The organism is Bacillus sp. AFS031507 (genome assembly GCF_002584635.1).
GTDB lineage: Bacteria > Bacillota > Bacilli > Bacillales > Cytobacillaceae > Neobacillus.
On the sequence record NZ_NUOW01000006.1, the window covers coordinates 328,239 to 348,218 of the forward strand.

The following is a 19,980-nucleotide window of genomic DNA, read 5'->3' on the forward strand; positions in this document are numbered from 1 at the left end:
AATGGTTACATATTCCTATGAGCATCGCTTTCCTCCCTAAAGAAAGATAGTGTAAAATAAGAGTATGAATAATTAGATAACTCTATTAATTCCTATTGTACTCGAGCATTTTTCAACGGTAAATTGGGGGAATTGTTCTACGAGTTGTCCTAATTCGACTATACGATTTGAAGAATACCTTGTAGAAAATTGTAAAACTTTGAAGAATTGACGATTATTTAGCAAGATATATTACTAGAAAATGACATTTTTTATATTATATAGAAAAAATCATTTTTGTACTTGGGGGAATCTTGGTTTTCCTATACTCAAAACTATCAAAATATAATTTTTCTAAAAGGAGAATTTCAATATGTATGAGGGGAAAATCATAAAGTTTTATCGGGAAAAATACCAAATGACTCAAGAGCAATTAGGAAAAGGGATTTGTTCTGGAACACATATTAGTAAAATAGAACGATTACATACTGAATATGCACCTGAAATCGTCACTCTTTTATCCGAACGGCTAGGAATTACGATCGAAAATGAAATAATAAAACTTAAAAATATAAAAAAGCGATTAAATCATTGGCATGATGTTCTTGTCATGCAATTATTTGAAGAAATGGACCTTATTAATCATGAACTTGAGCAAGAAGATTTAATACAAATCTCTGATTATATTTATTTTTACAAATTACTTCGGGTTAGATATTTACTAATGCATAATTTGACCGAGGAAGCATCAGACATCATTGTGGAAATCCAAAAGAAAGAACATAAATTATCATCCTACGAAGCTAATTTGTTTAAACATATTTTAGGTGTTTATTATTTAGCTAAACATGAAAATCTGAAAGCAATTCAAGCATTAAAATCAATTAATGAAGCAGATTACAATAACAAGGAATATACCTATCATTTAGCAGTCGCGTATCATTCCATTGAATCACCCGTTATGGCTTATTTTTTCGCAGATAAATCGCGCCAATTTTTTAAAGAAATTAATAACTATCCTAGAGTGATCGATGCAGAAATGCTTATGGTGATTCAAGTAAAAGATGATGGAGATTTTAAGGAGACCATTCTGAGGTTTAAAAACTTAATCAAAAGCTGTGACCTTTGTCATTCACCAGCTCGAAAAGCAAGGGTATTACACAACTTAGCTTTTGAATACTATAGAAGAAAAAATTATGAACCAGCCAATAAATACTATAAAGAGTCAATGAGTCTAAAAGATAATGAATCATTCCCATACTTACTTTCTTTAGAAGGGTTTATAAACAGTGCATTTTATGGGGGTTTACTTCCAAAGGATGAATTATTACAACTGGCAAAAGAAGGACTAGAAACAGCTCTAAAGAAAAATGAACCATTATATATTAACTTATTTACCTTATTTAGTTTTTTAATTCAAGATAAAGAACAGGAATACCATCAATACTTGTCAGAACATTCATTACCTTTGTTTGAAAAATTTGGTTTTGTTTATTTAATTAAACGTTCAAAAAAAGAATTGTTTAATTATTATCTTGAACAGAAAAAAACTGGTAAAGCATTAAAAATGGCCAATTTATTGATAAATTGAAAACCTTTTTTATCAAAAAATGGGCCAATTTCTCCTGTCGTTACTTCTTGGCTTTTCAACTTTGCTGCCTATAAAAGATAAGCGGGAAGGATATATATCCTTTCCACTTATCTTTTATGCTTGTAAATTAAAAATTATACAAGTACTTCTTGAATTTCCTGTGATCGAGCCGAAAGCCACTTGTCCCAAACTTCAGCGAATACCCCGGTCAAGACCAGTGAAACATGTCCACCTTCAAACACCTCATAAGTTTTATCCTTACTTGAAACAAGGTTCATCAACGGAAGACTTTGCTTTTCTAATATAAGTGTGTCACGTGAGCAAGAGAAGACAAAAAGCGGACAGTTTATATTCTTTAAATCCACCTTCCTGCCGCCAATTACCAATTCTCCTTTTAAGAGTTTGTTCTTTTGATAGAGATCGTTAAACATCTGTTTGAATGCAGCACCTGCAAACGAAGCAGAGTCCTTCGTCCACTTATCCATTCGGCGCCACTTTTCTACATATTTCTCATCATGTGCACGGGTGACCAGATTGATTTTAGAACTTGCAAAACCCGGTGATACCATCCTAAATATCAAATACATAATTTCTGATGGAATGGTCCCATGTGCATCGGCAAAACGGTCAAGACTTAGCTGCCCTTTTTGTAGTGCTTCCAGCAATTTATCAGGAAAGTTGCCGATACTAAAATCGATTGGAACGGCTGCAAGGGATAAATTCTTAATTGGCAGTTCCGTTATGGAAGCCAAGATGGCTGCAATGGTTCCACCCAGGCAATAACCGGCAAGGGATATTTCCTTTGCACCTGAATGTCTTAAAGCTCGTTTAAGGGCGTTCTCCAAATAATCAATGATATAATTATCAAGGGTGATATCAGAATCTTCAAGCCCAGGGGACCCCCAATCCAATAGGTAGACATCATAGCCGCGCTCGGTAAGTCCGCCTACAACGCTGCTTCCTTCACCGATATCAAGAATGTACGCCTTATTTATCAAGGAGTAGACTAGAAATACGGGGATGGCATGTCTTTTTTCCTTTGCAGGATGATACCATAAGGTTGCTTTATTTTTCTTCCAGACAGTCTGTCTCGGTGTAGGTACAATCTCTGGCTTTGGCTCGGTCATAATTTTATAAAGCTGGTTCCACCGTTTCGTTTCTTTTTCTAAGTTTAAGATTGGAAAAAGGTTTGTTCCTAATGCTTTCATTTTTATCACTGCTCTCCTCGATGTTATTTAATTTTATTAATACCGGTGAGCACTAGATCTTTATCCTGCTTTTTTCCCGGTTCTTTTTTCTGCTTTTCCCGCTCTATTTCTTTCCGCAATTCCTGAAGGTCATCATTCATTTTTTTGGCTTCCGCCAACTCTTGGGACATCCTTTCGAATTCATTCTTCATTTGCATGACAATAGTTAATATTTCTTCGAACATTCCTACATTATCTTTCGTAATGGAGCTTACACTGTCTTGTAATTTCCAAATTTGTTCTTCTAAAATATCAATTTTTTCTTCTGTCTGAATAGATTGCTTCGCGGCATTCGCGACATCTTTCTTTGTCGGGATATTCATTAGTGCTGCAAAAAGCTCTTGGTTCTTTCTAAGTCGCTCGAGGGAAAATGAATAGTTGTTGATACCGAAACTTGCTGTGCGAACAAATTCTTTGTTGTCTGTTAGGTTATATAATAGGCCAGTTACTTGTTTGTCCCACATTTCACTCAATTGGTTGAATCCAACAAATGGATCAAAGATTTTTTCATTTGACATAATGATGCTCTCCTTAAATTAAGACTTTGTAGGTTATTCCATTTTTTCCATATATTTATTTAGCGGGAAGATACGTTCTTTGAATTGTGTTGCAAACAGATTGACAAATCCTTTTTGAAATTCATAGAGCGGGCTTCCAGCTTGTTTAACTATTTCGATATATTGCGATCTTCCTTTTTTCCTAAGATCCATATATTGATCAATCATTTCTTCGTACTTCTCCATCGACTGGCAGTTTGCAATGGTTTGATACGGAGTACTTAAGAGAGACAATACTCTTTTTTGAATCTGATCAATTTGCTCATTCGTTTCCTCATAAGACTGAATCGGAAAGAAATGCTGCAAGGTGGTGGTTGACATTAAAAATTCATCTCGTGCAATCTTTTCCCATTCAGTCAATTCCTTTGTAAATTGCTCTGCTATTGCTTTAATATTTCCCTGATTCCGTTGTACACTTTCAGAGAATCGTCTAACCTCTTTTAAGCAGACATCGTCGCGATGATCAGTACACTTTGCCCATTCATCTAATTCATGAAATGCATGTCTCCAGAGCAGGTCTAGGCTAGAAAGCGATGCTTCTTTTTCGACATCGACAGTGATTACTTCGTCCTGTTTTTCCTCTTTCAATGATTCTTTTAAATTATCTTTTTTTGCAGCCATCTTACTCCCATCCTTTTAAAAATCTATTAAAGATTTTGGTTTAGTTTGAAGTCTAGGTTAGTAATTAGTCCAGTGAAATAATCACAAATCAAAGTTGGCATTAAAGGTTCACTGTTCTTTTATCAATCTTAGTTGAGACTCGTTGTTTTGGCTTTCCGAAAAGGAACATGAACACAGCTGTTACCACCAAAGCAACAGAGATTCCATAAATGGATGCGCTAAAACCCACTGCTGGATTTGCACCTGAAGCTTGAATGAGCTTTCCAAAAATAATGGGAGCAAAAATACCTGAGGATGTCATTATTCCATAATAAGTACCTGTCATAACACCTCTCCGCTCTGGAAGTAAACTAATGATTACTGTAGGATTAAGGTTTGCAGCTGTAACTGCTAACGTATACACTATAGAAAGGACGATGATGATCGAACCCTTCCCAGAAACAAGGGGATATATCGCGTAAAAAATGCCTGCTAGAATCAGACTACTGGCAGAAAAAAGAATTCGCGACTTCCATAAATTTAGAGTTTTTTTGTATATTCGATCTGAAATGATTGCCAGTACTAATGAAAATATAGCGCCTATTAATCCGGAAATAGCAATAATTTTTCCAGCTTGTTGTTCGGTGAACCCCTTAACTTTCATTAAATAGGCGGGATTAAAGGTAAGTCCAAAGACAATAAAAGAAAAGCCGATACATGCCGCTAAGGATGTAAAAATAAAAATAGGGGATCGTAACGCTTTCCAGATGTCTTTCCTATTTGTCTCTTGTTTGTTTTCCTGTTTACTTCCCTCCTCTTCAAACGGAACATCTGATTTCAGCCGTCCGAGCCAAAGCCAACCAATTAACCAGACAAAGCTAAGAATGCCAGAAATAAAAAACGTTTGTTTCCAACCATAATTTGACATTAGAAAAACCACTATCGGGGCTGTAACAGCTATGCCCACAACATTGCCAAAATTTAAGATTGATATGGCTAATCCACGTGATTCCGGTTTAAACCATTTACTAATATGACTGACAGCAGTTGCTTGAAAAGGACCTTCTCCTATACCTAGTAATACTCTAGTAAATAAAAGTAGTGGAATGCCTGAAACAAACAGCACCATTGATTGCGAAATGGTCCAAATAATCGCCATAACAGCCAATATCTTTCCCGTTCCATAACGGTCTGATAAAGAAGCCCCTAATATTCCAGCTAATGAAAACAACCAAAAAAAACTGCTTCCAACAATTCCAAATTGAGAGAAAGTTAGATTCAAATCCTTCATAATATGAATTCCGGCTAAACCTGTAATGGATTTATCAGCAAAATTAACAATAGACATAATAAAAAGTGCAAGTAAAATAATCCATTTCGTCCAACTTTTCATTCAAACTCCTGCCTCTCACCAAATTTATTCATTTTTTTCGATAAAAATTAGCAATCATACCTAAGGAGAAAAAACACCTGCATTGCCCGCCTTAATAGCGCGCAAGATTGAGCAGGTGCTTATAGTGAAAAAATTGAATCATAAATGATTTTTCTCAGTTAGTTAAGGAGTTACGATATTTGGTAACCGGTCGAACTCATCTAAAAGTGATAAAAATTCATTCAGTTTCGTTTGGTCGCCAGAAATGATTAATTTACCTGCTGCTACTGCTTGTTCTGGTGAAAGGAGGCCAAGTCCAATTCCATAGAATGTGAATTGATCAAGAGCTAAGGAAACATCTGGATCAGCATCTAACTTACCAGCTTTATAAATTAAAACAGAATTTTCTAAATAAATAGCATATTGTTGGTTGGAATTTGATAACGTTACATTCAACATTATTTTTTTACCATCTGCTTTTGGACCGTTTAGTTTAACAGCGATCAGCTTTAAGAATTCATCTACAGGCATATTTTTAATGATTCCAGAAACATCTAATGGGGAATTATCTTTATTAATTCCATCCCTTAGTTCGGATGCACCAACAAGATAAATATTACGCCAATTGGCTGATTCGGCTTGGTATCCTAATTGTTCGAATGCATCTGCTAATAAATTTTTTGCTTCCGAATTTTCTGGGTCTGCCATTACGACATTTTTTAATACTTGAGCTACCCAGCGATACTCACCATTTTCAAAGTCCACTTTTGCTTTTTGCAAAATAGCAGCCGCCCCACCCATGTATTCTACATATTTAAGCCCCGTTTCCACTTGTGGTAAGGGATCTAAATCTGAAGGATGAGCACTATAATAACCTAAGTAAAAATTGTAAATTCCCTTTGAATTATGCTTTAACGTACCATAATACCCACGATTCCCCCAATAAGTATCCAATGCTTTTGGAAGTTTGATTGTTTCAGCTATTTCATCCATCGTATATCCTTGATTGGCTAAACGAACTGTCTGGTCGTGCATATATTTATATAAATCACGTTGCAATTTCAAATGGTTTAATGCCTGACTCTTACCCCAAATTGGCCATGCATGAATCATGAGCAATGCATCAATCTCTTCATTTTCAAATAAATCGATGGTTTTATCGAGTGAATTAGCCCAATGAAGGGCATCCCGGGTTTTTGCCCCTCTTACCGTATAAATTTGATGCATCAATTTATTGGCGTTCTCTGAGACAAATAATGCTTTGTAATCTTGGATATAAAAATGCATTTCAGCCGGTGCTTCTGTGTTTGGAGTTAATAAAAATTGAAAGGTTACCCCATCGATTTCCATCGTTTGGATTTCATTTACTATTTCAACAGTAGGTTTCTCAAAACTCATCGTCCCTGAACTCATCGTATTACCTATACCTATAGATACGGAGCCCTTCGTGCCGTCTGGTAAATTTTTACCAAACTGATACTCTGCTCGACGCGCCATGATTGTCCCTAAAAGCACATTTTCACTTAACGCTTCTTCTGTAAAATATTGGGGAGCTATAATTGGAATATCTGGATTCTCTGCATATTCTAGAACGGCTTGAATACCGCCAAAATGGTCCGCATGACTTTGACTTATAATGATGGCTGAAACTGGCTTTCTTGGTCGATGATTAAAATATAATTCCATTGCGGCTTTAGCAGATGCATTACTTCCTAATGCATCACAGACAATGACTCCTTGTTTACCTTCAAAAAAGAAAGTGGTGGCGATTGATTGTCCACGTATTTGATAAACCCCTTCTACTACTTCAAACAGACCCGAGATAGCCTGTAATTGTGCATTTCTCCATAAACTTGGGTTCACTGTGTCAGGAGCCGTGTCGTTTAGAAATTCTAACTTATCGATGTCCCAGATGATTTCCCCAGATTCATCCTTAATCATGGTGGATTCTAAAGGTGCAATAAAGCCTCGGTTTGCATCTACGAAATCCTGTAAATCATCAAAATTTAGAGATTCGTACACTGCTAAATTTGCCTTTTTTGTAAAAGAAGATGCGGACATAGGTTGAGTTGAAACTTTACTTTTCATACAAACCTCCAAGGATTATTATTTTAAGATTTAAAAAAAGGAAAACACTTTTGACTACCTGGCTATAATGTCAGGTCACCAACCAAACATTAAGAGGAGTTTTCAAGTGTTTTCCATATAACTAGATTGCCAGATTATGAAATGTAAAATTAGCGCTTTACATCTTGTAAACGAGATTAAGCCTTTATCGCAGGTACCTCGAAAACTTCATTTATTACTTTGGTGATAATCGTGGCTGGTATCTTATAGAAAACTCCGGATGGGTCATTATGAACAGCTGGTACCAAATGTTGAAGTGTCTCTTCGTTACATTCAAATTCACCAAAAGTGTCTGGCAAATTCACTGCTTTGCGGAGATCCCTTAAATATTGGACAACTTCCTCTAAACATTTCTCTGGTTGTTCTGATGGATTTGCGATACCCAACGCTTGGGCAAACCCTGTAATTCTTGGCAAATAGTACATTGGTAAGGACTCCATTACATTCGGCAACAATACAGCGTTAGCTAGCCCGTGCGGGATATGGAATTTTGCCCCTAACGCATGTGCCATGTTATGAACTGGAACCGCATTCATCGCAAGGCAAAAAGCAGAAATAGCCATCGAACTTGCCATTAGCATATTCGCTCTTGCTGAAAGATCGTCCCCTTTTCGAACAGCAGTTTCTAAATTGTCTACAATCATTCGAATCGATTGAATTGCATAGGCATCTGTCATTGGATTGGCCTTTTGTGAAAAATAAGCCTCCACTGCATGAGTTAATGCATCAAATCCTGTAAAGGCAGTGATTTTAGGAGGAAGCCCTACCGTTAAATCCGGATCCAGAATAGCCATATCTGCATTGATAAATGGATGAAGAAGATTTGTTTTTATTCCAAGCTTTTCATTAAGGATTACGGCTACCGGTGATACTTCAGCACCTGTTCCCGCCGTTGTCGCAATAGCTACATGCGGAATAAAAATATATTGGGCTTCTGGCCACCACTCCATCACATTTCCGGTAAGAAGTGAATCACGTATATCATCCAAACCTTTATGGAGCATCCACTTGATCCCTTTTACCGTATCCAAAACGCTGCCGCCGCCAAGAGCAATTAAGGAATCACCGTTGCACTCTTTAAAGAAACGAGCGCCGCGATTAATAATTTCGCCTTTTGCATCCTGTTCGATATCTTCAAACACTCCAACCAGCTCAGGCTTACCCGGCATGATTTCAAATAATTCTTTAATTTGAGCTGTAATTCCGGCCTGGGTTAAACCCTTATCCGTGAAAAGTACTGCACGTTTACCCCCAAGCCCTTTTATCATCTCAGGAAGCAAAGTTCTTGATCCCGCCCCGCTATTTACAACCGTTCGAACAGAGAATTGAAAAAATGATGTCGTCGACATAGAATCACCTGCTTTTTTATTTTTGTATTAATAAAGTAATCTGTATTATCCCAATAATATTTGGTACCAAGGTCTTTGGCTTACTTCAGGTACTAGTGAACAGTGAACATGCTTTACTTGTGAATATTCGTCAAGTGCGTGGCGGCCTAATTCTCGCCCGAAACCGCTTTGCTTGTATCCCCCAAATGGAGCATCACTGCGGAGCATATGCCAATCATTGATCCAGATTGTTCCAGCCTTTAATTCACGGGCTATTTTCAATCCTTTATTTACATCCTTTGTCCAAACTCCACCTGCTAATCCATAAATCGTGTCATTCGCAATTTCGATTGCCTCCTCAACAGTGGAGTAACGAATAATGGAGAGAACAGGACCAAAAATTTCTTCTCTCGCAATCTTCATGTCATTATGAACATCTGCAAAAATGGTCGGTTCAACATAATATCCATTTTCAAATCCTTCTACGATTCTGCGCTTTCCGCCGCAAACTAATCGCGCCCCTTCTTGAATACCGGATTCAATATAAGAAAGGACGGTTTCCAATTGCTGTTGTGATACCAGCGGCCCCATACCTGTCGCGATATCTAATGGATTTCCAATTGTAATGGTGCTTGCAAGGTCAGATAATTGTTCAATTACTTGTTCATAAATGGAATCATGTACTAGAACACGAGTGCCTGATTCACAAATTTGTCCAGAGTGTGATAAGAATCCGAATAAAATGCCTGGAATGGTAATACTCAAGTCCGCATCCGGCAATACGATTGCTGGTGATTTCCCGCCTAACTCAAGGGTGACGCGTTTTACCGTTCCGGCTGCCATCTGCATAATGCGGCCCCCGACTTCTGTTGAACCGGTAAAAGCAACTTTGTCTACACTTGGATGGGTTACAAGTGCTTCTCCAATGCTGGCTCCTGGGCCAGATACCACATTGAATACACCTGCTGGAATTCCTGCTTCAGCCGCCAATTCTGCTAATTTCAAGGTAGACAATGGCGTATTGGAAGCTGGTTTGACCACAATTGAGTTCCCCATTGCCAAAGCAGGAGCCAATTTCCACATCGCCAGAATCATTGGAAAGTTCCAAGCGGTAACGGCCGCTACAACACCAATTGGTTCCCGCCATACCTGGTTATTGCTTGGTCCAGGGAAGGGTAAAGTAGGAAGGGCTTCGACATACGGATACTCTACAGTGAACTTTGCCGTTTGCTGTAAGAGATCGACGATTGTTAAGATGTCCATATTTGAAATACGGCGAACTGTTGCCCCCGAACTGATTGACTCTAGGTAACCCAATTCTTCAGCATGTTCAATAATCTTGTTTCCAAATTGGACAAGTACGTTAGCACGTTCTTGTGGGGATTTTTTAGACCATACCCCCGAATCAAAAGCCTGGCGGGCAGAGGAAACAGCCGCCTCCACATCCTCTTTACCGGCTTTCGCCACCTTTGCTGCCACTTCACCAGTTGCAGGGTTTACTACCTCAAACGTTTCTCCACTTAACGCAGGCTTCCACCCCCCATTTATAAAAAGTGAAAATTCCAATGTTTGCACAGCTGCTTTCATAGCAACTCCTCCTTATTTTTCCTCTTTTAAAAACCACCTAATATTTTTAAAAAAAGAACTCTATCACACTAATTAACTTCCACTTGTTCAACACGCAAAGCTCTTCGCAAAATCTTACCTGTGCTATTCTTAGGAAGTTCCTCCATAAATTCCACTTGTTTTGGAAGCTTGTACTTTGCAAGCTTGTCCTGGCAGAAATGTAAGATGTCATCGATCGTTATACTTTCATCGTTAGATACAACGAAAGCCTTTACAATCTCTCCATATTCATTATCCGTAATCCCTATTACAGCTGCTTCCACAATGGCCGGGTGTTGATATAATACTTCTTCCACTTCTCTTGGATAGACGTTGTACCCGCCAACGAGAATCATATCTTTTTTACGGTCTACGATATATATGTACCCTTCTTCATCCATTCGGGCCAAATCACCTGTATAAAACCATCCATCTTTCAAGGCTGAAAATGTAGCTTCCGGCATTCCTAAATACCCCATCATCACATTCGGACCTTTTACAATCAATTCTCCAATTTCTCCTCTTGGAACTTCCATTCCATCCGGATCTACCACTTTATTCTTTACTTCCGGTATATCTATACCTACAGAGCCTGGTTTCCGTGTTCCCCGTAACGGATTGAAGGCTGTTACGGGAGCCGTTTCAGAAAGGCCATACCCCTCTAAAACGTGGACCTTATACTTTTCTTCGAATCTATGTAATAATTCAACTGGAATCGAAGCACCGCCTGAAAAACAAGCCCGAATCGATGAAAAGTCTTTTGCCGTCGCGCCTGGTACCTGCAACAAAAAGCTAAACATAGTCGGAACTCCGGCAAAAATCGTCGCCTTCTCTTTTCTAATCGTATGGATCACTTCGGTTGGACTAAATTTCGGAACAATGACAATGGCCGCCCCGCAAGCAATCGGAATGTTGATGCAAGTCGCAATACAAAACACATGGAACATGGGAAGAACCGCAATGATGCGATCCTCTTCAGTGAACTCAGCAAGCTGGGACATCGAAGCAGCATTGGATGCCATATTTCGATGGGATAGCAAGGCGCCTTTGGGCTTTCCAGTTGTGCCGGAAGTATAAAGAATGACCGCCAAATCATCCTCTCCAATGAAAGGGTTTTCAAAATTTTCTTTTGGATCATGAATAAGACGCTCCCAAGTCCATTCAGACTCGATTGAATCTGTGTAGATAACCATTTTCAAATTTTCTAGTTTCTCTCTCAATGGAGATATTGTCGCTTCTAAAGATGAATGAGCAATCACAGCTTTTGCTTGGCTATTCGATAAAATATAGGAAATTTCTCCCGAAGTGTAGACAGGATTAATCGGAACAACCACTGCACCTACCCTAAGGATCCCATAGTAAGCAATTACAAATTCAGGACAATTTCCAAGCATTAAAGCGACTCTATCCCCTTTTCTGATGCCTGCGGCAGATAACCCGGATGCAGTACAATCTACTAATTTATCAAGTTCCGCATACGTTGTACTTTGATTCAGAAATGTGTAAGCTGTATGATCAGGAAATCTTGCTGCACTGTTCTTTAAATTCTCATTCAAATTTAACCTCATCCGTTTCAATTCCCCCTCTTTTTAAAGTATTTTAAGAAAATTATTAATTGCTTGAATTTATTATATATATAATTTACACTTAAATAAATCAACCATTAATGAAGTATATAGAAGCTAGACTTCTATATTTATAGGAGAAAACTATGCATATCGAACAATTGGAATACATTGTAAAGGTTGCGGAAACAGGATCTATTTCTTTAGCAGCAGAAAACCTGCATGTTTCTCAATCGGGAATCAGTCAATCGATTACTAGATTAGAAGGTGAGTTGGGCGTTAAACTATTTAAACGCCACAGACGACTTGGCGCCGTTCCAACGAATGCAGGCAAAACCTTAATTAAAAAGGCATACGAGGTATTAGTCAGACTTCAAGAATTTAAAGAGGAGGCCCAATCTTTCAACACAGTGACTTCGGGAAATTTAAAGCTATCATCAATCCCTGGCTTTATGCTGTTCCTGTTAGAACCATTATCTTCCTTTAAAAACGCTTTCCCAAATGTGAATATAGAAATCTCGGAAAAAAGCACTCAGCACATTATTGAACATGTCGAAAATAACCAGATTGATATTGGCCTAATCACGATTTACGAAGATTTAATAAAAAAACGAGAAGATTTAATATTTGAAGTAATACTTGAAGGAAAGATGAAAGTTTACGTCAGCAAATCATCTCCTTTAGTGTCACAAAAATTTATAACTCCTGAACAATTGGTGACTCAAAACGTTATTTTATATAATGGTGATTATGTGAAACGATTTGCAAATGATTTAATTAGTAAATTTGGGCCAATGAATATTTTATTTACCTCTGATAATACAGAAGTAATAAAAAAAGCGATTTTAGAGGGATTAGGAATTAGTTTTGGGCCAGACTTTTCTCACAAAAATGATCCTTATGTATTAAGCGGCGAAATCGTTCCTATCGAAATCATAAATTACGAACAGGAAAAGATAGGTGTAGGCTGGGTACGCTCGGAGAATAATCATTTTTCTATTAACACAAAAAAATTTTTAGAGCACTTTAATTTTCATTCCCGAATGCTGACATATTCATCTTAATGATTATTGTTAAAGAAAACCCCCATCCAAAATGGAGGCCACAGAAAAAGTCCCTCAATAGGAAAAAGGAAAAAAAGCCGACTCCACCTTCCATTAATCAGGAATGAGAGTCCGCTTTTTTTATCATACCTTTTTGTTAATCACCATAGCTTTGTATCAAATTAGCGATATGTGCATAAGCTCCTCCTGCAAGTAATGCTGAAGTAACCATTACTGCTTCTGCAAGCTCTTCATTTGTACATCCAAGCTTCATGGCATTTTTCGTATGGACATCTATACAATATGGGCATTGCGTGGCATGAGCAACTGCCACAGCAATAATCTCTTTAAACTTTCCACTCAATTTGCCTTTCTTCATTGCTGTTCTACTAAACGTAGAATAACCTTTAAAGCCTTCAGGGGCAAATTTATTTAATTGACCAAGGTTTTTTAGATTTGAACGTCTATAAAGTGAATCCTCTGCTTCTGCATCCATCGCATTATGTATATGAGTACTATGGGTCACTACCCCACCTGCTTCTACTCCTGCTACAACAAAGATCGCTTCTACTAATTCTTCAAGTAATGCTCCTTCAGCTTTTGCACGTCGTGTATGTGAATCAATACAATAAGGGCATTCCGTTACATGGGCAATTGCAACCGCTATGATTTCTTTTTCCTTTTTACTCAGTGCACCATCTGTCATGACCGCTGTATTAAAATCCGAAAAAGCTTCAAGCTGTTCTGGTGCTAATTCTTTAAGTTTACTAAGATTTTTTAAATTTCCTTTTTCATATAAATTGTTTGTCATTGTAGACATCCTTTCTTTCAAATAAAAATAAAGGAGCTTGTAATAATCCCATTAGACTTTTATATTTACTCAACTTAATAGAGTTAATCATTGAGTTGGATAGACAGTTTTATGATCAGCAAGGATCATCAATTGTTTTTCATTAGGTCGAAAATTAATCTGTGAATCAGAGGAGTAATACCAAGTCCGTGCAATTTTTGCAACGTTTTGAGAATGCTTAATGTCTTTTAACAGGATTAAAAATTCATCACCGCCTATACGGCCAAGGACACTAATTAACCTTACATTATTTACCAATCTATTAGAGAACTGTTTAAGAAGCTCTGGTATTCTTCCAGATTAGTTCAAATGCTTCTTCCCCAATTTTCGGATTATCTAAAATTAGACTAGTCATTCCATTCCCCCCATTCGTTCTATTCTTATAGTCAATCTTTTAGTTTTTGTTAATTAGAAAAAAGAGCCAATCAAACCTTTGCATTAGCTCTCTATAAACTTAGGCACCCTTTACCTTATCTAATTTTTTTAAAAATCCAACTAAACCTCTTATAATAAATAAAGTAAAATTTACACTTGCAAAAGTATGAAAGGCGGTCCATTTTTTCCATTTAAATAATTGGGAATTCTTTTCAAAGTACCATTGACCGATACTCATGGGAACACTAAAAAGTAAACTTTTCAAAAGTATTTTGCCTAAATGATCGTTATAAGTCAGTTTCACCCATATAACACTTAAAAGCGGGAAAAACAATATGTCATAAATAATGTTTGTCTTAAAAATTTTTGGAAAAGGACGAGCTGGATATTCAAGTCTTTTGGTACCAACCACAAAAGCATCAATTAGAGTTGCAATTACTCCTTTTGAGAAAAAAATAACAAGATTTTCTCGCATTTTAGATCCTTTAAATAAAAATGGCAAGGAAACCACACACAAAGCAGTAAGTAAATTCAACAGTTTCTTTTCCATAAAAACATCCTCCGATGTAAATCAAAATTTGATATGCTCCCGCCTTAAAATGTTCTGTAAAACCCCATCAAATCAAGCAGAGTAAAAATAATTTCCTACCTATTATTTCTTTAGGTAGTATTTACTATTCCTTTGAGTATAAAAGTATTTTCTATGTAATAAAAAAACTAATCGAAAGGTTCCGATTAGCTTTCTTTTAAAATTATCTTTCAATATTAAGCAGCTTTTTTTAACTCAATTGAATCCTTTTGAAAAATCAAGTCACTAACTGATAATAGCTTGCTTCCATTGATTGCAAGATAAACTGCCATTGCTAAAAATGCTAAATCCAACTCATATCCTGCCATTTGACCATTTCCTAATAAACCAACAGAAAGTTTTACTTTTAGGATTGCCCCAATCATTAATAGTCCAAACAAAGTGGATACAAGTCTAGTTGCTAGTCCAATGATTAATGCGATACCTCCAATGATTTCAAACAAAGCAACTCCATATGCCATAAATCCTGGTAATCCAATACTTTCAAACCATCCTACAATATTTTCAATTCCACCTTGAAACTTTACGATTCCATGAATTAAGAATAATGCCCCTAATGTTACCCTTAAAATAAGTGCTCCTATTTCGTTTTTTACCAACATTCTTTTCTCCTCCGTAAAATAATTATTTGTTTATACCTTTTTGATACCATTGAGCTGCGGCTTCAACTTCTTGAGAGGTTAATTGATGACCTCTATTCTCCCAATGAATTTCTACATTTGCATTTGCCTTTTCTAATAAAGATTGTAATTCAGCAGATTCTAATGGCGAGCAGATTGGATCATTGGTACCTGCTGCAATAAATACTGCTTTCCCAGTTAAATCAGGTAGTTCAATTCCTTTTCGCGGCACCATGGGATGATGAAGAATCGCACCCTTTAAAGCATTTTGATGGTGAAATAATAAACTCGCAGCAATATTAGCTCCATTTGAGTAACCTATCGCAAGAATATTATCTCTATCAAAATCATACTTTTCGGATGCTTCATCTAGAAACTCGTTTAACTCTTTTGTTCGAAAAATAAGATCTTCCTCATCAAATACCCCTTCTGCTAATCTGCGAAAAAATCGAGGCATTCCATTTTCTAATACATTCCCACGAACGCTTAGTACATTTGCCTCATCATCAATCATTCCTGCAAGTGGCAGCAGGTCTAATTCATTGCCTCCTGTACCATGAAGCAATAACAACGTGGGTTTTGCTTGATTTTGCCCCTTATTGAATATATGTTTCATTATTTATCTCCCTCCAGAACTCGAACCTCTACAGGCGGTAAGGTTTCTTCTAATTCTTCTCTTTTTGACTCTAGCCAAGATGGCAACATAAGTTTTTCCCCAAGTTCAGCGGCTGGTTCATCCACTGAAAAGCCTGGTAGGTCGGTAGCTATTTCGAAGAGGATACCCCCTTCTTCATGAAAATACACTGCTTTGAAATAGTTTCGATCTCGAATTTCTGTTGGATAGTATCCTTTGTCTTGAAGAAGAGATCTCCATCTGAGTATATCCTCTTCATCCTTTGCTCTCCATGCTATATGATGAACTGTTCCTGCTCCCATCAGTCCCCTGACTGAAGGGTTTAACTGAATATCAATCGTATTTCCAAAATGTCCTTCAGATTTAAATCTTAGGAATTCATTTTCCTGCCCAATACATTCCATTCCTAAAGTGTTTTCCAGCACTTCCGTCGTTTTATGTGGCTGTGCAGAAAACAGAACAGCGCCGCCAAACCCTCTTATCGCATTCTCGGCTTGAATTCCCCCAAAGTTCCAAGTATTTATTGGACCTTCATCTCTTTCTATCAGTTCAAGCTGGAGTCCGTCTGGATCGTTAAATTTCAAATATTTCTCACCAAAGCGATTGGCTGAAGTAAATACAATTCCGAATTGTTTGAAACGCTTCTCCCAGAATTTTATTGTACCTGTTGGAATAATGTAGCTAGTGACTCCAACCTGACCTGTACCAATTCGACCTTTTAGCTGTTTTGCCCATGGGAAAAACGTAATTACTGTGCCTGGTTCTCCTGTTTCATTCCCAAAATAAAGATGATACACTTCTGGACGATCAAAATTGATTGTTTTTTTAACAAGCCTTAACCCAAGTACACCTGCATAAAAGTCAATATTCCTTTGTGCATCGTTTACCATCGCTGATATATGATGAATGCCTGCTGTTTTCTGCATTTTTTACTCTCCACTTCATAAATGGGATTTTAAGAAGTTATTTAGGCCTTTCTATTTCAAAAATCTCACCGATTTTGGCGTAATTATTCCCTGCTAATCGACTTACCGCAGCTAAACCTCTAGCATCAATTCTTCCATTTTCATAAATTTCATCTTCAATATGAAATTGAACCACTCTTCCTATAATAAAATCACATCCAGGACGATCAGAACTTCCCAATTCTAAGGAATGCTCTAATGAACATTCCATTCGAATTTTTGCTTCCTTCACACCTGGTACCGAAATTTTTACACTATCCACTGAAGTCAAGTTTGCTAACTTAACTTCACTTTGATCAGAAGGAAGACTTGCAGCCGTCTTATTTATTTTTTCAACATTATGTTCGTCAACAATATGGACCACAAATTGCTTGGAGTTGATGATGTTTCTCGCTGTATCCTTTTGACTCCCCTCTGAACGTTGAATAGATAATGAAATCATCGGCGGATTGGATGAGACGATATTAAAATAACTAAATGGTGCACCATTTAAAACGCCATCTTTTGAAATGGTTGTCACGAAAGCAATCGGTCTAGGTATGATGCTTCCTATTAGAAACTTATAATTTTCTCTTTCAGACATTAAGGCTGGATCAATTGAAAGCAAAGAAATCATTCCTTTTCGTATAATCAGTCTAGTTCTCTTACTTCAAATGGAAGTAATCTGCGTTCAATTTGTTCTCTTTTGGGTTCATACTGTGCAGGCAACATCAATTTTTCTCCCATGGTTTCTTGTGACTCATCATGAGAGAAGCCTGGAGGATCTGTTGCAATTTCAAATAAGATTTCTCCGTGTTCTCTGAAATAAATGGCATTAAAATAGTTTCGATCTTGTACTGGAGTTACGCCATATCCATTTCCTGCAACATACTTTTGCCATTCCAATTGATCCTGGTCATCACTAGCCCGCCAAGCGATGTGATGTACGGTCCCAACACCCATTCTTCCGCGTCCAATCGGAGTTAATTTCAGGTCAATGACATTTCCGATATCAGCTGAAGAACGATAACGGGCGAAATCTCCTTCTTTACCTACGAATTCAAGTCCCATAACATTTTCTAACAAATCTGCCGTTTTATTGGGCTGTGCTGATAATAGAGTAGCTCCGCCAAACCCTTTGATGGCAACCTCTGGAGTTACCCCGCTAAAGTTCCAATTATTAACTTCTCCTTCTTCTCTTTCAACAATTTCAAGGTGAAGGCCATGTGGATCATCAAATTCCAAATATTCCTCACCGAATCTTTCCATTTTAGTAAAAGAGACTTTGAACTTTTCTAATCTGTTTTCCCAAAAGTTCAATGCACCTTTAGGAACAACATATGAAGTAACTCCTACTTGACCATCACCAATGGTTCCTTGATGAGCCCCTGCCCAAGGGAAAAATGTGATGATTGTTCCTGGTTTTCCTCCTTCATCACCGAAATAAAGGTGATACGTGCCAGGATCATCAAAGTTTACCGTTTGTTTCACTAGGCGTAATCCTAAAACACCTGCATAAAAATCAACATTCTCCTGTGGATGTCCTACAATTGCAGTGATATGATGAATACCCATTGTTTTCTTACTCATTTTGAAACACTCCTTTTAAAATTATGATGTCTATTCAATAATTAAATTATTGATACTATTAAAAATCGGGATTCTCTAATTCGAGATATTTTAGAATAAAAAAGCATCCAATGCATATTTTCCAGGTCCAATTAATGCTAAACCAATTACAACCGCTATCAACGTCAAATTATATTCGTATCCATTTTGTGTTGCCCAATAACCATTAGAAGCATGAACCTTTACAATTGCCATTACCATTGTAGCTGCAATCATGATTCCTGCAAGGGGAGTAAGAAGTCCTAATGTAAACAATAATCCCCCAATTAATTCTGCTAATCCTGCCATGAGGGCCATCATTACACCTGGTTTCATACCTAGCGACTCCATCCAGCCTCCTGTTCCCTTTAAGCCGTAACCGCCAAACCAGCCAAATAATTTCTGTGCACCGTGAGCCATGAATGACACACCCACGACTACCCTTATAATTAATAATCCAATACTCATCATTTTATTACCTCCTATTTTTTACTTATCTCGACTTCGAGATATTAATTTAAAAAATATATTATTCCACTCTGTTTCTAACTTTCTTTAAACAATGGACCATCAACTCGGACTCATCTTCTGTTAAATCTTCAAAAATAGAATTAACCATGTCTTGATACTTCGGCATGATGTTTTCCATTATTTCCATTCCTTCAGCTGTCAAGGTTACATGAATAACCCGCCGATCTTCTTTACAGTTATTCCTTTTTATGATTCCTTTTTGTTCTAGTTTATCAATAACATACGTCATCGAACCGCTAGAGATCAAGATTCTATTTCCAATCTGCTGAATGGTTTGTTTCCCTTTGTAGAAAAGTACCTCTAAAACAGAAAACTCGGTAATACTAAGATTATTTTTGGACATTTCGTCTCTTATTCGTTCCTGAATGCCCTTTGAGGTTTGCATTAGTAGCAAAAATGGATGATTAGTACATTTCCTTTCCATATTCACACCTCCTAGTTAAATATCTTTAATTAATATATATTGAATTCGAGATATTGTCAATACATGTTTATAATTTAATCTATAACTGTTTTTCTACAATAACCCCAGCCGAATCACGGACTTTATAGAGCTTCTTCAATAAAGCTATGGACTTCATCAAGTTGGAATAAACGCATTTTACGTGGCAAGAAACACCGTAACTCTTCTTCATTAACCCTACTTGTAATTTTTTTTCATCAAGGATTAATGGTTTTCTTAATAGCCCAGGATTCTCTTCAATAATCGTATACAATTCACGGAGTGAAGGAGAGTCGATATTTATATTTAGCTTCTGGCAAGCTTTTGACTTTGCTAAATCCCCTGTTGCTCCAAATAAGACAAAGGTCATTGA

20 protein-coding genes and 1 pseudogene are annotated in these 19,980 nt (G+C 37.1%); 2 read left to right on the forward strand and 19 right to left on the reverse strand.

Annotated elements, in window-relative coordinates; all coding sequences use genetic code 11:
• The first annotated feature begins 352 nt into the window (after positions 1–352).
• Entirely contained in the window at positions 353–1,570 is a 1,218-nt protein-coding gene (locus COE25_RS08235) for a helix-turn-helix domain-containing protein (protein WP_098932257.1), read from the forward strand.
• A 134-nt stretch (positions 1,571–1,704) separates the two neighbouring features.
• On the opposite strand, the gene COE25_RS08240 is transcribed toward COE25_RS08235, so the two are convergent.
• The 8 genes from COE25_RS08240 to COE25_RS08275 all read right to left on the reverse strand — a co-directional run bounded on the left by COE25_RS08240 (position 1,705) and on the right by COE25_RS08275 (position 11,974).
• A complete protein-coding gene (locus tag COE25_RS08240; protein WP_257208733.1) occupies positions 1,705–2,778 on the reverse strand; it encodes an alpha/beta fold hydrolase in 1,074 nt (357 codons plus the stop codon).
• Positions 2,779–2,801: 23 nt separating this feature from the next.
• The gene (locus tag COE25_RS08245) at positions 2,802–3,335 is read right to left on the reverse strand and encodes a polyhydroxyalkanoate biosynthesis repressor PhaR (RefSeq protein ID WP_098932258.1); all 534 of its coding nucleotides are present in this window, start codon (positions 3,333–3,335) and stop codon (positions 2,802–2,804) included.
• A 33-nt stretch (positions 3,336–3,368) separates the two neighbouring features.
• Positions 3,369–3,995, reverse strand: a complete 627-nt coding sequence (locus COE25_RS08250) for a hypothetical protein (protein ID WP_098932259.1) — start codon at positions 3,993–3,995, stop codon at positions 3,369–3,371.
• 100 nt (positions 3,996–4,095) lie between these two features.
• The gene (locus tag COE25_RS08255) at positions 4,096–5,367 is read right to left on the reverse strand and encodes an MFS transporter (RefSeq protein WP_098932260.1); all 1,272 of its coding nucleotides are present in this window, start codon (positions 5,365–5,367) and stop codon (positions 4,096–4,098) included.
• 162 nt (positions 5,368–5,529) lie between these two features.
• Complete coding sequence (locus COE25_RS08260; protein ID WP_098932261.1) at positions 5,530–7,434, reverse strand: alkyl/aryl-sulfatase; 1,905 nt, start codon at positions 7,432–7,434, stop codon at positions 5,530–5,532.
• Between the two features lie 176 nt (positions 7,435–7,610).
• Positions 7,611–8,822, reverse strand: coding sequence for an iron-containing alcohol dehydrogenase (locus tag COE25_RS08265; protein ID WP_098932262.1), 1,212 nt, complete (start codon positions 8,820–8,822; stop codon positions 7,611–7,613).
• Between the two features lie 45 nt (positions 8,823–8,867).
• The gene (locus COE25_RS08270; protein WP_098932263.1) at positions 8,868–10,388 is read right to left on the reverse strand and encodes an aldehyde dehydrogenase family protein; all 1,521 of its coding nucleotides are present in this window, start codon (positions 10,386–10,388) and stop codon (positions 8,868–8,870) included.
• 68 nt (positions 10,389–10,456) lie between these two features.
• Positions 10,457–11,974 carry a long-chain-fatty-acid--CoA ligase gene (locus COE25_RS08275; RefSeq protein WP_098932264.1) on the reverse strand — a complete coding sequence of 506 codons (1,518 nt, stop codon included), beginning with the start codon at positions 11,972–11,974 and terminating at the stop codon, positions 10,457–10,459.
• Between the two features lie 158 nt (positions 11,975–12,132).
• On the opposite strand from COE25_RS08275, the gene COE25_RS08280 reads away from it, so the two are divergent.
• On the forward strand, positions 12,133–13,035 hold the full coding sequence (locus COE25_RS08280) for a LysR family transcriptional regulator (RefSeq protein ID WP_180247445.1): 903 nt from the start codon (positions 12,133–12,135) through the stop codon (positions 13,033–13,035).
• A 136-nt stretch (positions 13,036–13,171) separates the two neighbouring features.
• Here the strand turns inward: COE25_RS08280 and COE25_RS08285 are convergent, their stop codons facing one another.
• From COE25_RS08285 to COE25_RS08335, 11 genes and pseudogenes are all read right to left on the reverse strand, one after another.
• Complete coding sequence (locus tag COE25_RS08285; protein ID WP_098932266.1) at positions 13,172–13,825, reverse strand: carboxymuconolactone decarboxylase family protein; 654 nt, start codon at positions 13,823–13,825, stop codon at positions 13,172–13,174.
• Between the two features lie 87 nt (positions 13,826–13,912).
• A complete protein-coding gene (locus COE25_RS32215) occupies positions 13,913–14,155 on the reverse strand; it encodes a diguanylate cyclase domain-containing protein (RefSeq protein WP_098932267.1) in 243 nt (80 codons plus the stop codon).
• Between the two features lie 163 nt (positions 14,156–14,318).
• The gene (locus COE25_RS08295; protein ID WP_098932268.1) at positions 14,319–14,789 is read right to left on the reverse strand and encodes a CBO0543 family protein; all 471 of its coding nucleotides are present in this window, start codon (positions 14,787–14,789) and stop codon (positions 14,319–14,321) included.
• Between the two features lie 215 nt (positions 14,790–15,004).
• Complete coding sequence (locus COE25_RS08300; protein ID WP_098932269.1) at positions 15,005–15,430, reverse strand: DoxX family protein; 426 nt, start codon at positions 15,428–15,430, stop codon at positions 15,005–15,007.
• 22 nt (positions 15,431–15,452) lie between these two features.
• Complete coding sequence (locus COE25_RS08305; protein ID WP_098932270.1) at positions 15,453–16,064, reverse strand: alpha/beta hydrolase; 612 nt, start codon at positions 16,062–16,064, stop codon at positions 15,453–15,455.
• On the reverse strand, positions 16,064–17,008 hold the full coding sequence (locus COE25_RS08310; RefSeq protein WP_098932271.1) for a ring-cleaving dioxygenase: 945 nt from the start codon (positions 17,006–17,008) through the stop codon (positions 16,064–16,066). The genes COE25_RS08305 and COE25_RS08310 overlap by 1 nt, the downstream gene beginning before the upstream one ends.
• Positions 17,009–17,045: 37 nt before the next feature.
• The gene (locus COE25_RS08315) at positions 17,046–17,654 is read right to left on the reverse strand and encodes a flavin reductase family protein (protein WP_098932272.1); all 609 of its coding nucleotides are present in this window, start codon (positions 17,652–17,654) and stop codon (positions 17,046–17,048) included.
• A 23-nt stretch (positions 17,655–17,677) separates the two neighbouring features.
• Positions 17,678–18,616 carry a ring-cleaving dioxygenase gene (locus COE25_RS08320; protein WP_088086620.1) on the reverse strand — a complete coding sequence of 313 codons (939 nt, stop codon included), beginning with the start codon at positions 18,614–18,616 and terminating at the stop codon, positions 17,678–17,680.
• 90 nt (positions 18,617–18,706) lie between these two features.
• Positions 18,707–19,105, reverse strand: a complete 399-nt coding sequence (locus tag COE25_RS08325) for a DoxX family protein (protein ID WP_088086619.1) — start codon at positions 19,103–19,105, stop codon at positions 18,707–18,709.
• Between the two features lie 58 nt (positions 19,106–19,163).
• Positions 19,164–19,589: a MarR family winged helix-turn-helix transcriptional regulator gene (locus COE25_RS08330; RefSeq protein WP_088086618.1), complete on the reverse strand. Its 426-nt coding sequence runs from the start codon at positions 19,587–19,589 to the stop codon at positions 19,164–19,166.
• Positions 19,590–19,711: 122 nt separating this feature from the next.
• Positions 19,712–19,938 (reverse strand): annotated as a pseudogene (locus COE25_RS08335) (ArsC/Spx/MgsR family protein); the annotation flags it as partial.
• Between the last annotated feature and the right edge of the window lie 42 nt (positions 19,939–19,980).